This is a genomic window from Dactylosporangium sp. NPDC049525 (genome assembly GCF_040676755.1).
Taxonomy (GTDB): Bacteria; Actinomycetota; Actinomycetes; order Mycobacteriales; family Micromonosporaceae; genus Dactylosporangium.
On the sequence record NZ_JBFAPO010000006.1, the window covers coordinates 11583 to 25148 of the forward strand.

Consider the following 13566-nt stretch of genomic DNA (forward strand, 5'->3'; position numbering starts at 1 on the left):
GTCCTGGGGGCGGTCACGGTCACTGCACTGCCTTCACGAACTTGGGCTCGAACAGCCCGTCGAGCGGCGGCTTGGTGTCCACCAGTTTCGTGCTGACCAGGAACTCGGCGATCTTGTTCGCCTGGAAGTCGAGGTGCTTGGCGTCGGAGCCGGACGCGAACGCCTCGAGGTTCTGCTCCTTGGTGAAGATCGTGGTGCCGGCGTCGTAGGTCTTGTAGTCCTCGTCGGAGACGCCGCCCTTCTTCGCCATGATGCTCACCGCCTCCGCCGGGTTGGCCTTGATCCAGGCGGTGGTGTCGAACCAGGTCTGCACGACCTTCTGCACCTCGTCGGGGTGGTCCTTGACGAACTGCGACTGGAACGACAGCGCGTCGGGGATCGCCCCCGGGAAGTCCTTCGACGTGCTGATCGCGGTGCTGCCGCTGCGGCCCAGCGCCGTGGTGGTGAACGGCGCGAAGACGCCGACCGCGTCGACCTGCCCGGCGACGAACGCGGCCGCGGCGGCGTCGGTGAGCAGTGGCGTGAAGGTGACGTCCTTCTCCGTCAGGCCGGCCTTCTCCAGCGCGAGCAGCAGCAGGTAATGATCGACGGTGCCCTGTTCGGCGGCGACCTTCTTGCCTTTGAGCTGCGCCACGGTACTGATACCCGGCCCGGCAATGATCTGGTCGTTGCCGGTGGAGTTGTCGTTGAGCAGCACGATGGTCTGCTTGGAGCCGCCGGACACCGACGACAGGGTGTCGTTGAGCGTCTGGCTGTTGCAGCTCAGGTTGCCGGTGGCGAGGGCGTTGAGGCTGTCGGTGTAGCTGTCGAAGTACTTCAGCTCGACCGCCACGTTGTTCTTGGTGAACAGCCCCTTCTCCTGGGCGACCTGCCACGGGAACCAGCCGGGCCAGGCGGAGAAGCCGAGGGTGATCTTCGCGGTGCTGCTGCCACTGTCCGTTTTATCGTCGCCACAGGCAGCCAGGACGGCCGCCCCCGCAACCGCGGTCAGAAAAGAACGGCGCTTCATGAGGTCCTCCTGGGAAGGTGCCCGGCGCGCACCAGGCAGCCGAGGGTGTCGCAGATGACGCGGGTCGCGATGAGCGCGGTGATCTCGGCGTTGTCATACGGCGGCGAGCACTCCACGACCTCGATGCCCGCGAGGGGCCGCTCGGCGATCAGCTGGATGAACTTGAGCACCTCGCGGGGCAGGAAGCCGCCCGGCTCGGGCCAGCCGGTGCCGGGCACGAACGCCGCGTCGAGGCAGTCGACGTCGAAGGACAGCCAGACGGCGTCGGCGCCGTCCCACGCCACTTCGAGGGCCCGCTCCGCGGCGGCCTCGATGCCCATCTCGACGCAGTCGGTGACGGTCATGATGGTGGTGCCGCGTTCCCGGCCGACCTTGACGCCCGGGCGGGGCGCCTGCCAGCCGCCGATGCCGATCTGCACGAGGTTCTTCGGCGGCACGTTGGGGATGTCCGTGGCGTGGAACCACGGGGTCGTGTGCATCCGCTCGTCGAGGTCGGTCTCCTGGGTGTCGACGTGCCGGTCGAAGTGGATGATGCCGAGGTTGCCCGTCATGTGCTGGGCGACGCCGCGGACCGTGGGGTAGCCGATCGAGTGGTCGCCGCCGAGCACGACCGGGAACGCGCCCGACTCGTAGACGTGGGCGACGGCCTTGGAGATCTGGTCGAACGTCTTCTCGATGTTCGCCGGGATGGTGAAGATGTCGCCGAGGTCCGCGATGGTGATCGACTCGCGGAGGTCGACGCCGAGCTCGAAGCTGTACGGCCCGTAGAGCGCGGAGATCTTCCGGATGCCCTGCGGACCGAAGCGGGTCCCAGACCGGTAGGTGGTGCCGCCGTCGAACGGGGCGCCGAGCACGGCGACGTCGTATTCGCCGCAGCGGCGCACGTCCTCCAGGTAGGGCGCCTTCAGGAACGTGTTGATGCCGGCGAAGTGCGGCAGCTCGCCGCGGGAGAACGTCGGGATGCGCTTGTCGACGATGGAGTCCGCGCCCGGCAGCCCGTATTCCAGGCCGCGGGCGATCTCTTCCTCCCACTTGGTGGTGGGCAGCTCGGCCTCGCGCTCGACCGCGTAGCGCGCCTCGGGACCGTAGTTGTCGTGCAGCTCGTGCTGGTGTGGATGGTGGTGGTTGAAGCCCATGGACAGACCCCCTCGGGGTGCGTCCGGCCACAGCCGGACTGCGCGGCTGTCTCCCGGGCTTTTGTCCCGCCGTGGAACGCCCCGTGGTTTCGCCGCGGGGCGCCTGCACCTCTCGGACCAGCCGCCGGTCTGCCCGGCGCGGAACCCTAGGCGCGCCTCACCAGTGGTGAGTCGATGGCAGTAGACGCCTGCGGGGTTACTGCCGCTTTGCCCGTCCGTTGCGGTGGTGTAACCAGCGCATCGGTGATCCGGCGGGTCTCGGTCAGGTCCCGGCCGAGCACGGTGGCGACGGTCCCGCCCTTCGCGAGGGTCATCACCGCGCTCGTGGGCGTCGCCGCCGCCGGGTGCTCGTGCGTGCTCACCACGGTCGCGAGCACCCGTGCGCCGCCGAGGCTCTCGACGCTGACGTCGCTGCGGTACAGCGGGCGCCCGTCGCGGCGCAGCACGGTGGACAGCGTGACGTCGCCGGGCTCCTCGCCGTGCCGCCCGCAGACGAGCTCCTCGCGCCAGATCAGCTCGGCCGTCCCGTCCAGGTCCACTGTGGACACCGTGGTGTGCCGGCAACGGGCCGCGGCGATGAGCGGCTCGGGCAGCCAGAGCAGCCGGCCACCCTCGGCGACGCTGACGCTGACCGACAGCAGCGACGCCTCGCCGAACCGGCCGGGCAGCGCGATGCTCGCCGCGACCGTGCGCACGACCAGTTCCGCGCCGGGGCCGACCTCGATCTCCATGGTGAGGTCGTCGCCGCCGAGCGGGGCGGCCGCGCCGCCGACGAAGTGGACCTCGTTCGGCCCCGTCCGTCTCGGCAGCAGCGGCGCCTCGCCCTTGAGCACCCGCAGCGCGGTGCGGCCGTGGTCGAGCTCGGCGACGACGCGCGCGGCCGCCTTCACACCAGACCCCGGACCCATTCCTGGACGGGTTTGGCGGACGGGTCCTCCACCAGCGACAGGAACACCGTCGGCAGGGTGCCGCGCCGGGCGGCCGCGTCGCGCTCCATCACGCCGAGGTCGGCGCCGACGAGCGGGGCGAGGTCGGTCTTGTTGATGACGAGGAGGTCCGCGGCGGTGACGCCCGGGCCGCCCTTGCGGGGCACCTTGTCGCCGCCGGCCACGTCGACCACGAAGATCTGCCGGTCGATGAGGCCCTTGCTGAACGTGGCGGTCAGGTTGTCGCCGCCGCTCTCCACGAGGATCACGTCGAGCGGGCCGAGGCTGTCCTCCAGCTCCTCGATGGCGTCGAGGTTGGCGGAGATGTCGTCGCGGATCGCGGTGTGCGGGCAGCAGCCGGTCTCCACCGCGCGGATCCGCTCGGCCGGCAGGACGCCGTTGCGCAGCAGGAAGTCGGCGTCCTCGGTGGTGTAGATGTCGTTGGTGACGACGGCCAGGCGCAGGTCGGCGGACATGGCCCGGCACAGCGCGGCGACGAGCGCGGTCTTGCCGGAGCCGACCGGCCCGCCGATGCCGATGCGCACGGCCCGCTTCGACTGCGGCAGCGGCGCGTGCGGGTCGACGTCCGGGTGCGGATGCGTATGTGGCGTCTCGTCGGGGCCGTGGGTGTGCTCGTGGATGTGCTCGTCAGGATGCAAAGAGTCGTACCTCCCATGAGGCGTGGTCCTCGGCGGACACGTCCAGCAGCGGCCAGGACGCCGCCGGGAGGTCCGCCGCGGGGCCGCGCGCGGCTTCGGTGGCTCGTCGTGCGACCTCGTCGCACTGGTCGCCCAGCTCGGCGATGAGCCCGTTGACCTGGTAGGGATCCAGCCCGAGCAGCCGCACGGCGGCGCTGGCTGGGCCGGAGACGGCGTGGTAGGCGCTGATCAGCGCGCTCTCCCCCGGCGTGCAACCGGCCGCCTCCGCGACCACGCCGAGCGCGACCGGCTGCTGCAGGCCGCCCCTGCGGGCGCTCGCGCTCGTCACGTGCGGGCCGGGCCACACCACGGCGGCGGCCCGGCACAGCGACCGGCCCTGCCGGCGCGACGCCAGGCGCAGCGCCGGCGACGGGGTCCGGGCGTCGAGCTCCTCGTCCAGTTCCTCCATCGTTTCCGGCCTCGCGCACGCCGCCGCGGTGAAGGCCGCCCCGACCAGGCCGGTGGTGTACAGCCGCCCGATCAGGAACCCGCGCAGGTCGGCGAGGTCACGGACCCGCTCCCGGACCACGGCCGCCTCCAGCCCGCCCGAGTGCGCGTGGCCCCCGGACGGGAAGCGGCCGTCGGCAAGGAGGAGCAGTTGGGTGTTCATGCCATCTAAAAGAGGAAGTAGCGCTGGGCCATCGGCAGCTCGGTGACCGGGTCGGGCTCGACGACCTCGCCGTCGATGCGGACGGTGAACGTGTCGGGCTCCACCTCGATCCGCGGCAGCGCGTCGTTGCCGGGCAGGTCGGCCTTGCCCCTGCCGCGGGTGTCGGCGACGGCCGCGAGCCGCCGCTTGAGCCCGAGCCGGTCGGCGAGCCCGTCGTCCAGCGCCGCCTGCGCGACGAACGCGAGGCTGGTCGCCGGTGCCGCGTTGCCGTACGCACCGAACATCGGCCGGGACAGGATCGGCTGCGGCGTCGGGATGGAGGCGTTGGCGTCGCCCATCGCGCCCCACGCGATCGCGCCGCCCTTGATGACGGCGTGTGGGCGTACCCCGAAGAACGCCGGATCCCACAGCACCAGGTCGGCGAGCTTGCCCACCGCGACCGAGCCGACCTCGGCGTCGATGCCGCTCGCGATCGCCGGGCAGATGGTGTATTTCGCGACGTAGCGCTTGACCCGTTCGTTGTCGGCGGCGCCGTCCCCGGGTAGCGACCCGCGGCGTTTCTTCATCACGTGCGCCGTCTGCCAGGTGCGCAGCACGACCTCGCCGACCCGGCCCATCGCCTGCGAGTCGGAGCCGATGATCGAGATCGCGCCCAGGTCGTGCAGCAGGTCCTCGGCGGCCATCGTCGAAGGCCGGATCCGGCTCTCCGCGAACGCCAGGTCCTCCGGCACGCTCGGGTTGAGATGGTGGCAGACGATGAGCATGTCGAGATGTTCGCTGAGGGTGTTGCGGGTGTACGGCCGGGTCGGGTTGGTCGAGGACGGCAGCACGTTCGGGTGCGACGCGACGGTGATGATGTCGGGTGCGTGCCCGCCGCCGGCGCCCTCCGTGTGATACGCGTGGATCGACCGGCCGCCGATGGCCCGCAGGGTCTCCTCGACGAAGCCGGCCTCGTTGAGCGTGTCGGTGTGGATGTTGACCTGCACCCCGGAGGCGTCCGCGACCCGCAGGCAGGCGTCGATCGCGGCGGGCGTGGTGCCCCAGTCCTCGTGCAGCTTGAAGCCGCCGGCGCCGGCGCGCAGCTGCTCCCACATCGCCGGCTCCGACACGGTGTTGCCCTTGCCGAGCAGCAGCACGTTGATCGGCCACGGGTCGAGGGCCTCGAACATCCGCGCCAGGTGCCAGGCGCCCGGCGTCACGGTGGTGGCCTTGCTGCCCTCGGCGGGCCCGGTGCCGCCGCCGACGATCGTGGTGATGCCGCTGGCCAGGGCTTCCTCCAGGATCAGCGGCGCGATCAGGTGGACGTGGCAGTCGATGGCGCCGGCGGTGAGGATGCGGCCGTTGCCGGCGATGATCTCCGTGGACGGGCCGATGACCAGCGCGGGGTCGACGCCGTCCATGATGTCGGGGTTGCCGGCCCGGCCGATGCCGACGATCCGGCCGTCGCGGATGCCGATGTCGGCCTTGACGATGCCCCAGTGGTCGAGGATGACCGCGCCGGTGATCACGGTGTCGGGGGTGCCCTCGGCGCGGGTCGCCCGGGATTGGCCCATCGACTCGCGGATCACCTTGCCGCCGCCGAAGACCGCTTCGTCACCGCCGGCGCAGTCGTCGCGCTCGATCTGGATCAGCAGGTCGGTGTCGGCGAGCCGGATCCGGTCGCCGGTGGTGGGTCCGTACAGGTTGGCGTACCGCCGGCGGTCGATCTCGGTCACAGTGCTCCTCCGCCTTCTTTGTGGCGCAGCCCGGGCACGACGCGGTTGCCGGCGAGGGGCACCAGCACGACCTCGCGCGAAACGCCCGGCTCGAAGCGGACCGAGGTGCCCGCGGGGACACCGAGCCGGTGGCCCCAGGCCGCCTCGCGGTCGAAGGACAGCGCGTCGTTGGCCTCGGCGAAGTGGTAGTGCGAGCCGACCTGCACCGGCCGGTCGCCGGTGTTGTCGACCGTCAGCGTCAGCTCGGGTCGCCCGGCGTTGATGACCACCGGGCCCTCGCCCGGCAAGATCTCGCCGGGGATCATGGGATCGGGTGGTGGACGGTCACCAGCTTGGTGCCGTCCGGGAACGTGGCCTCCACCTGCACCTCCGCGAGCATCTCGGGCACCCCCTCCAGCACGTCGTCACGGCCGAGCACGTGCCGGCCGGCCTCCATCAGGTCGACCACCGTGCGCCCGTCCCGGGCGCCTTCCAGCAGGAACGCCGTGATGATGGCGACCGACTCCGGGTAGTTCAGCTTCAGGCCGCGGTCCTTGCGGCGTTGTGCCACGTCTGCGGCGACGTGGATCAGCAGGCGCTCCTGCTCGTGGCGGGTCAGGAACAACGACAACCTCCTGGGTTCCTCGCGAGATGCTGCCAGGCCGATGTTTCCCCAGCATTACACGCCATTCTCTGCATTTACCGTTGCTTTCTGAATGCAATTCATCATGCACTTCCGGGCATCCTTCTTTGGGGGCAACTTCGCCGTGTTAGGCTCCTGACCTGGACTGCCCCGCGGGTCTACCTAGAGAGTTGCGCATGAGCAATCACCGGTCAGTCGTCATCAACGGCGACCTCGGCAGCGGCAAGAGCACCGTTTCCGTGGAGCTCTCCAGCAGACTCGCACTGCGCCGCATCAGCGTCGGTGACATGTACCGGCAGATGGCCGAGGAACGCGGCATGACCGCGCTGCAGCTCAACCTTCACGCGGAGCTCGACGACGCGATCGACAGCGCGGTCGACGAGCTGCAGAGCAACATCGCCAAGTCCGGCGAGCAGCTCATCGTCGACAGCCGCCTGGCCTGGTTCTTCTTCCACGACGCGTTCAAGGTCCACCTCATCACCGAGCCCACCGAGGCCGCCCGCCGCGTGCTGGCCCGCCCGCACAGCGAGGTCGAGCGCTACGCGACGCTCGAGGAGGCCAAGGAGCGACTGCACGGCCGCAGCGAGAGCGAGCGGGTGCGGTTCCTGACCCGCTACGGCGCCGACAAGCTGCGCCTGCGCAACTACGACCTGGTGTGCGACAGCACCCGCGCCCGGCCCGACGACATCGTCGCGATGATCGTGGACGCGTTCGAGGGCCGCCTGGGCGGCGACATCCTCCGCGAGCGCCCGCCGCTGATGCTGCTCGACCCGATGCGGATCTACCCGACCCGCGAGCTGGAAGAGGTCGGCGAGTCCCTCGACCGCGGCTTCGTGGCGGAGGTCGGCGACGCCGGCCCGCGGGCCCTCGAGCCGTTGACGATCGGCCACTCCGGCCCCGACTACTACGTCATCGACGGCCACCGCCGGCTCAGCGCCGCCGTGCAGAACGAGTTCCGGCTCGTCCCGGCGAGTCTCCTGGCCGAGGGCGAGGAGCCGGTCACCGGCCGGCTCAGCGCCAACGACTATTTCCGCGTGCACGTCACCGATCAGGTGGTCGACGCGTGGCAGCGGGCTCATAAGATCGAGCTTCCGGTACCCGCCCTGAGTTGAGTAGGCCTACTCAGGCCTTTCTTCCCGGCGCTGCCGAGACTCAGGGCATGACAACACCAGTGCCCTCGAAGACCACCACCGCATTCTTCCTGCAGTCCGCGGTCTCGTTCGGGGTCGCGGTGGTCGGCCTCGGTATCGGCATCGCCTATCTGCCGGTCAACCAGTGGATGCGAGCCTTTCTCGGCATCGGCCTGCTCTACACCGTCACCTCAGCGTTCACCCTTGCCAAGTGCGTCCGGGACCACCAGGAGTCCACGGCCGTCGTCCAGCGGGTCGACCAGGCCCGACTCGACAAGCTGCTCACCGATCACGACCCGTTCCGCGCGTGATTCGTCCGGTTTTGTGACGCCCGGGGGCGCTCCCCGGGCGTCGTCGCATGGATGATTGGCTACGTCACACCCGTCATGACTAGGCCAGACGGCTATCTGGCTGTATGGTTCAGCGCAACGCAGCGACCTTGAACACCGCGTTATGTCCCGCGCGCACGATCGAGTGATCTAGGCCACTCTCGGCGCGTGCCGATATGCCCGATCCGGGGCTATCGTGCCGCTTTCCAGTCGTGCTATTTCTTAGGCCCGACTTAAGAAAACTAAAGGTCCCCACGACGGCACGTCACAGGGTTTCACTCCCCCGCCGAGCCGTGGCATGCTTCGACCGGAAAACAGTTACGCAAGGTTGCGAGTGTCATACCGTGCGCCGATCTTGACGGCATTGCCGAGAATGAATCGCGCCCGGTTTCCTCGCAAGACATTTGCAGTCGAAAGTAAGGAGCGGAATCACCAACCGAGCATTCACGCCGAGAAGCTCCGACAGGCCTGAGGCCGCGTCGACTGACGGATGTCGACTGATCCGGGAGGATTCCCCGTACATGAACACGCAAGACAACTCCTCAACCATCGTGACCCGCAGCGCGTTGCGCCGCACGAGTGTGGGCATCGTCGCCGCGGCGCTGTTCGCCGGTGGCGCCCTGAGCGCCTGCAAGGACCTGCCGGAGACCGGCGCGGCCCCCCGTCCCACGGCCAGCCCCGTCACCAGCAAGCCGCCCGCCTCGGCCAGCGTCGCGCCGGTCGCCTCGACGTCCCCCTCGGCGTCGGCGTCGCCGACCAAGGGCGCGCCGACCAGCACCAAGCCGCCCGCGCCCGGTAACGGCGGAGGCGTGCCGCCGACCTACACGGTCGCCGGCTACCCGGCCGCGAACAACACCGGCTACCCGCAGGGCCTGGCCGGCGACACCCGCAAGAAGGTGACGCTGACGCCGTACACCGGCCCGATGACCATCACGGTCGCCGGCACGGTCATCGACGGCAAGGACATCAACGGCCACATCGAGATCAAGGCCAAGAACGTGACGATCCGCAACAGCCGGATCCGCGTGGCCAACGTCCAGGCCGTCACGTCCACCGACGACAACGCGAACCTGCGCATCGAGGACACCGAGATCGACGGCCAGCTCAAGGACGCCTCGACCGGTGGCATTTCCCTCATCGGCCGGACCGGCTTCACCCTCCTGCGGGTCAACGCCCACGGCTCCGGCGACATCGTGCGCATCGACGGCCGCGGCACGGTCCAGGACTCCTGGCTGCACGACCCGGGCGGCACCGGCTCCGCGCAGCACAACGACGTCATCCAGTCGACGAACGCGATCTACATCAGGATCCTGCACAACCGCCTGGAGAACCAGCACACCCAGACGTCGTGCATCCTGCTCAAGGCCGACATCGGTTCGATCAGCGACGTCATCGTCGACAGCAACCTGATGAACGGCGGCGGCTACTCGTTCTACTGGTACGACGCCAACTACAAGATCACCAACGGCAAGGTCACGAACAACAAGTTCATGCGCCAGTCGGGTGGTGGCTTCTGGCCCAAGGGCGGCTACTACGGCACCCAGGCCCTCAACGCGTCGCAGCTGCCCGAATGGAGCGGCAACGCCTGGAACGACAACGGACAGCAGATCAACCGCTGACGTAGCGGGACCATCAGGCAGGGGCGCGGCGCCGATCTCGGCACCGCGCCCCTGCCTTTTCGCGCCCTGCTCCCTGGCCACCGCGCGGGGTGGATCGCCCGGGGTGGGACCGCCCGGGGTGGGACCGCCCGGGGTGGGACCGCCCCGGGCGGGATCGCCGGGGGTGGGACCGCCCGGGGTGGTCCCACCTGGGATGGGATCGCCGATCGGGTGAGGGCGTGCCCGTCTCGCGGCGACGCGCGGTTGCCGGCGCGGACCGTCGATGCGCAACGGGTTTCCGGACGACCACGGGACGCCTTCGGTCACGGCCCGCCCGTCACCCAAGCCACCGCATCAACTTCGCCATTGCATCGGCTATGCCACCGTTATCGGCCGTCCCACCGCATCACATTTGCCATTGCATCGGCCGGCCACTGCCATCGGCCGTCCCACTGCATCGGCTGTGCCACTGCCATTGGATGTGCCACTGCCATCGGCCGTCCCACGCATCGGCCGTCCCACGCATCGGCCGTCCCACCGCATCGACTTTCCGCAAATCCGAAATGTCGGGCGTGACTGGACACGACCGCTCGGCACGGTCGCAGGAACCAAAGGTGTGCGGAACTCCGGCGGGCACGAAGCACCGTGGGCGTTTCGCGATCGTCGGAACGAGACCACGGCCCAACAGGAATCGTCGTGCGGGGAACCGCCGGGGCGCTTCGGTCAGCTGGCGTTCTGCAGGCCGTTGACCTGGACGACGACCGACTCCGCGGCGGCGACGGCCTCGGCGGCGACGAGCACCTCGATCGCGGCCATCGGCTCGGCGGCGGCCAGGGTCTCCATCGCGGTGCGGCGGCAGCGGCGACGGGCCGGCTGCGGCGACGCGGCGACGACCGGCATGCTCCCGGCCACCCGCATCACCCGGGCGACCGCGCCGACCTTCGCGGCGAGCCCCGCCCTGACGATGGACCGCCCCGACGGACGGCGTCCGTTGAACACACTCCTGGTCGACCGGCCGGCCTTCTCGTCCCGTACCTTCGCATCCCCGACCGCCACAGCTGCGACGTTCACCACGGAAACCGCGGCGGGCGCACCTAACGCGACCACTGCGGCCTCGAGGGCCGACGCCGGCTCGGCGGCCAGCGCGAGGACCACGGGCTGGGACCCGAGGGCGGACCGCTTGCGCAGCCGGCCCGCCAGGCCGATCAGCGGGGCGCCCGCCAGGAAGAGCAGTGCGGCCGCGGCGACCAGGACCAGCGGCAGCCACGACGAGTCGGCGATCGCCTCGCCACCGAAGTGGCCGAGCAGGGCGCCGTAGGAGGCCCACAGGGTCGCGGCGACCACGTCGTACGAGGCGAAACGGCGGGTCGACATGCCGTTGCGGCCGGCGTAGATCGCGGTGATCATGCGGCCCGCGGGCACGAACCGGCACAGCAGCACGGCCAGGAAGATGTGCTTGCGCATCGCTTCGTTGAGGCGCAGCGTGATCGCCCGCGGCTTGCGGCGGCTCAGTCGCTCCGGGGTGTCGGCGTCGCGGCGGGCCAGCCGGCGGCCGACCAGGAAGGCGAGCAGGTCGCCGGAGACGGCGCCGAGGGCACCCGCGGCCACGAGCAGCAGCAGCTGGACGTGGCCGGTGGTGGACAGGATGCCGCCGCCGATCATCAGTGCCTGCGCGGGGACGACCGGAATGAACGCGTCGATAGTGAGGAGGATCAGGATCGTGGCATAAAGGACTCCGGGCGCAGCCACCAAGTCCATGACCGCGTCTACCATGTCCCGCTCACCATGGTCCGCCCCCTACCCCGTCGTCAGTCGACCATTCCCCGTTGACCATGGCAACACGAATGCACCCGACTCCATGCCCAACTGGAGATGATTGTGTCCGGCGTCTCCTTAGAAACCGCTGAGAACACGCATACCCGCAGGTAGGACGTCACGGAAGGGTCAACCGATGGTCTCGTCCAGGTAACACCAGCGCCAGAACTCGCCGGGCTCGATCGACTGCATGACGGGGTGGTGGGTGGTGAGGAAATGCTGCGTGGCGTGCCTTCGCGGCGAGGAGTCGCAGCACGCGACGTGTCCGCAGGTGAGGCACTGCCGCAGGTGGACCCAGTCGGAGAAGCCCATAGCGATGCATTCCGGACAACCCTCGACCTCGGGGGCGTCCATCTTCTCCGCTGCTTCGATGTGCGCGCAGGTCACAGATCTCCTCGCTCCAGCAGTGACTCTTCCAGGTCCATGTCCCGCTGCGCCTGGCGCAGCGTCTCCTCGGGGATCTTGCCGGTGTCGCGCGCGCGCCGGAAGACCTCCCGTTCGGCGTTCAGCATCTCGCGTCGCAGGCGGGCGTACGCTGCGGACGGCGTTTCCCGGTCGGACCGGCCGAGGCGCTCCCAGGCCAGGTTGGAACGGCTGAGCGCGACCTGCCGCAGCCGCTCGACCACGCCTTCGGGCGCGTCGTCGGCGACCTCCTCCAGGCGGTCCTTGCCGGCGCGGCTCGCCTCGTGCTGCACCGACGCCTCCGCGAGCGCGTCCTCCTTCTCGTCGTCGCCGGGCACCTTCAGCCAGCGGGCGACGGTCGGCAGGGTGGCGCCCTGCAGGACCAGCGTCGCCACGATGACACTGAAGGCCAGGATCACGAACAGTCCGCGCGGATAGTCGTCCGCCTCGCTGCTCGCCGGCAGGGAAAGCGCGGCGGCGAGGGTGACCGCGCCCCGCATGCCCGCCCAGGAGATGACGGCGGCCGCCGCGGCCGCCGGGGCGGGGTCGCGGCGGCGGACGCGTGGGATGAGCCGGGCGAGGTACACCGTGGGGAACAGCCACACGATCCGGGTGACGATCACGACGCCGACGACCGCGCCGAGGCAGCCCATGACGAACCAGAACGACCGTTGCTCGACCTGCTCGATGAGCGCCCGGATCTGCAGACCGACGAGCAGGAAGACCGCCCCTTCGAGCAGAAACTTCACCATTCGCCAGAAAGCGTCCATCTGCAGCCGCGACGCGGCGGACATCAGCGTCGGCATCTTGTGGCCGAGCGCGAGCCCGCACACGACGACCGCGACGACGCCGGAGGCGTGGATCCGCTCCGCCGGCAGGAAGACGAGCCAGGGGGTGAGCAGCGACATCGCGTTGTCGATGAGCGGGTTCTCGATGCGCTTGTGCACGTAGCCCAGGACGATGCCGCCGACGACGCCGATGCCGACACCGCCGACGACCGCGATCGTGGCCGCCTGGGTGATCGACCAGGCGTCGACGGCCTGGCCGACCGCGGCGGCGACCGCGACCCGCAGGGTGACGAGCGCGGTCGCGTCGTTGATGAGGCTCTCGCCCTCCAGGACGGTGACGATCCGCCGTGGCAGGCCGATGCGCCTGGCGACCGCGGTGGCGGCGACCGCGTCGGGCGGCGCGACGACAGCACCGAGCGCGAAGCACATCGCGAGTGGTACCTGTGGCAGGAGCATGTTCAGGGTCAAGCCCACGGCCGCGGCGGTGAACAGGACCAGTCCGACCGCGAGCAGCAGGATGGGGCGCAGATTGAAGCGGAACGCGGGCACCGAGGTTTCCAGCGCCGCCACGTACAGGATGGGCGGGAGGATGCCGAGCAGCACCACCTCCGGGTCCAGCTCGACCTCCAGGACCCCGGGGATGAAGGAGATCCCGATGCCGACCAGGACCAGCAAGATGGGGGACAGCACACCGATACGGCGGGCCACCACGGAGGTGGCGACGACGACCGCGATCAGTCCGACGATGTTCTCGAGCCCGTGCACGCGCGAAGCCTATCCAGCCGTAG

Annotated in this window: 14 protein-coding genes and 1 riboswitch; of the genes, 3 read left to right on the forward strand and 11 right to left on the reverse strand. The window is 69.9% G+C overall.

Going from position 1 to position 13566, the window contains the following annotated elements:
• Positions 1–19 precede the first annotated feature (19 nt).
• From AB0K00_RS11955 to AB0K00_RS11990, 8 genes are all read right to left on the reverse strand, one after another.
• Entirely contained in the window at positions 20–1009 is a 990-nt protein-coding gene (locus AB0K00_RS11955; RefSeq protein WP_363519039.1) for an ABC transporter substrate-binding protein, read from the reverse strand.
• Positions 1006–2145, reverse strand: a complete 1140-nt coding sequence (locus AB0K00_RS11960) for an agmatinase family protein (RefSeq protein WP_363519042.1) — start codon at positions 2143–2145, stop codon at positions 1006–1008. The genes AB0K00_RS11955 and AB0K00_RS11960 overlap by 4 nt, the downstream gene beginning before the upstream one ends.
• Positions 2146–2193: 48 nt before the next feature.
• Positions 2194–2306, reverse strand: a riboswitch (guanidine-I (ykkC/yxkD leader).
• Positions 2292–3035: an urease accessory protein UreD gene (locus tag AB0K00_RS11965; protein ID WP_363519045.1), complete on the reverse strand. Its 744-nt coding sequence runs from the start codon at positions 3033–3035 to the stop codon at positions 2292–2294. It overlaps the preceding riboswitch by 15 nt.
• Positions 3032–3730, reverse strand: coding sequence for an urease accessory protein UreG (gene ureG, locus AB0K00_RS11970; RefSeq protein ID WP_363519048.1), 699 nt, complete (start codon positions 3728–3730; stop codon positions 3032–3034). The genes AB0K00_RS11965 and ureG overlap by 4 nt, the downstream gene beginning before the upstream one ends.
• A complete protein-coding gene (locus tag AB0K00_RS11975) occupies positions 3720–4379 on the reverse strand; it encodes an urease accessory UreF family protein (protein ID WP_363519051.1) in 660 nt (219 codons plus the stop codon). The genes ureG and AB0K00_RS11975 overlap by 11 nt, the downstream gene beginning before the upstream one ends.
• Positions 4380–4384: 5 nt before the next feature.
• Positions 4385–6094, reverse strand: a complete 1710-nt coding sequence (locus AB0K00_RS11980; protein ID WP_363519054.1) for an urease subunit alpha — start codon at positions 6092–6094, stop codon at positions 4385–4387.
• A complete protein-coding gene (locus tag AB0K00_RS11985; protein ID WP_363519057.1) occupies positions 6091–6399 on the reverse strand; it encodes an urease subunit beta in 309 nt (102 codons plus the stop codon). The genes AB0K00_RS11980 and AB0K00_RS11985 overlap by 4 nt, the downstream gene beginning before the upstream one ends.
• Complete coding sequence (locus AB0K00_RS11990; protein WP_327006120.1) at positions 6396–6698, reverse strand: urease subunit gamma; 303 nt, start codon at positions 6696–6698, stop codon at positions 6396–6398. Before AB0K00_RS11990 ends, AB0K00_RS11985 begins: the two co-directional genes overlap by 4 nt.
• Before the next feature lie 194 nt (positions 6699–6892).
• On the opposite strand from AB0K00_RS11990, the gene AB0K00_RS11995 reads away from it, so the two are divergent.
• The 3 genes from AB0K00_RS11995 (at position 6893) to AB0K00_RS12005 (ending at position 9794) form a co-directional block, all read left to right on the forward strand.
• Positions 6893–7828 carry an AAA family ATPase gene (locus AB0K00_RS11995; RefSeq protein ID WP_363519061.1) on the forward strand — a complete coding sequence of 312 codons (936 nt, stop codon included), beginning with the start codon at positions 6893–6895 and terminating at the stop codon, positions 7826–7828.
• A gap of 47 nt (positions 7829–7875) precedes the next feature.
• The gene (locus AB0K00_RS12000; RefSeq protein WP_363519064.1) at positions 7876–8157 is read left to right on the forward strand and encodes a YiaA/YiaB family inner membrane protein; all 282 of its coding nucleotides are present in this window, start codon (positions 7876–7878) and stop codon (positions 8155–8157) included.
• Positions 8158–8696: 539 nt separating this feature from the next.
• Positions 8697–9794, forward strand: a complete 1098-nt coding sequence (locus tag AB0K00_RS12005; RefSeq protein ID WP_363519067.1) for a hypothetical protein — start codon at positions 8697–8699, stop codon at positions 9792–9794.
• Positions 9795–10496: 702 nt separating this feature from the next.
• On the opposite strand, the gene AB0K00_RS12010 is transcribed toward AB0K00_RS12005, so the two are convergent.
• The 3 genes from AB0K00_RS12010 to AB0K00_RS12020 all read right to left on the reverse strand — a co-directional run bounded on the left by AB0K00_RS12010 (position 10497) and on the right by AB0K00_RS12020 (position 13543).
• Positions 10497–11531: a DedA family protein gene (locus AB0K00_RS12010; protein WP_363519070.1), complete on the reverse strand. Its 1035-nt coding sequence runs from the start codon at positions 11529–11531 to the stop codon at positions 10497–10499.
• Between the two features lie 186 nt (positions 11532–11717).
• On the reverse strand, positions 11718–11942 hold the full coding sequence (locus AB0K00_RS12015) for a UBP-type zinc finger domain-containing protein (RefSeq protein WP_363519073.1): 225 nt from the start codon (positions 11940–11942) through the stop codon (positions 11718–11720).
• A 29-nt stretch (positions 11943–11971) separates the two neighbouring features.
• The gene (locus AB0K00_RS12020; RefSeq protein WP_363519075.1) at positions 11972–13543 is read right to left on the reverse strand and encodes a Na+/H+ antiporter; all 1572 of its coding nucleotides are present in this window, start codon (positions 13541–13543) and stop codon (positions 11972–11974) included.
• Between the last annotated feature and the right edge of the window lie 23 nt (positions 13544–13566).

Excerpts from the sequence above, each read along its gene's own strand:
- AB0K00_RS11955 (WP_363519039.1), bottom strand. The coding sequence starts at position 1,009 with ATGAAGCGCCGTTCTTTTCTGACCGCGGTTGCGGGGGCGGCCGTCCTG.
- AB0K00_RS11960 (WP_363519042.1), bottom strand. The coding sequence starts at position 2,145 with ATGGGCTTCAACCACCACCATCCACACCAGCACGAGCTGCACGACAAC.
- AB0K00_RS11975 (WP_363519051.1), bottom strand. The coding sequence starts at position 4,379 with ATGAACACCCAACTGCTCCTCCTTGCCGACGGCCGCTTCCCGTCCGGG.
- AB0K00_RS11985 (WP_363519057.1), bottom strand. The coding sequence starts at position 6,399 with ATGATCCCCGGCGAGATCTTGCCGGGCGAGGGCCCGGTGGTCATCAAC.
- AB0K00_RS11995 (WP_363519061.1), top strand. The coding sequence starts at position 6,893 with ATGAGCAATCACCGGTCAGTCGTCATCAACGGCGACCTCGGCAGCGGC.
- AB0K00_RS12000 (WP_363519064.1), top strand. The coding sequence starts at position 7,876 with ATGACAACACCAGTGCCCTCGAAGACCACCACCGCATTCTTCCTGCAG.
- AB0K00_RS12005 (WP_363519067.1), top strand. The coding sequence starts at position 8,697 with ATGAACACGCAAGACAACTCCTCAACCATCGTGACCCGCAGCGCGTTG.
- AB0K00_RS12010 (WP_363519070.1), bottom strand. The coding sequence starts at position 11,531 with ATGGACTTGGTGGCTGCGCCCGGAGTCCTTTATGCCACGATCCTGATC.
- AB0K00_RS12015 (WP_363519073.1), bottom strand. The coding sequence starts at position 11,942 with ATGGACGCCCCCGAGGTCGAGGGTTGTCCGGAATGCATCGCTATGGGC.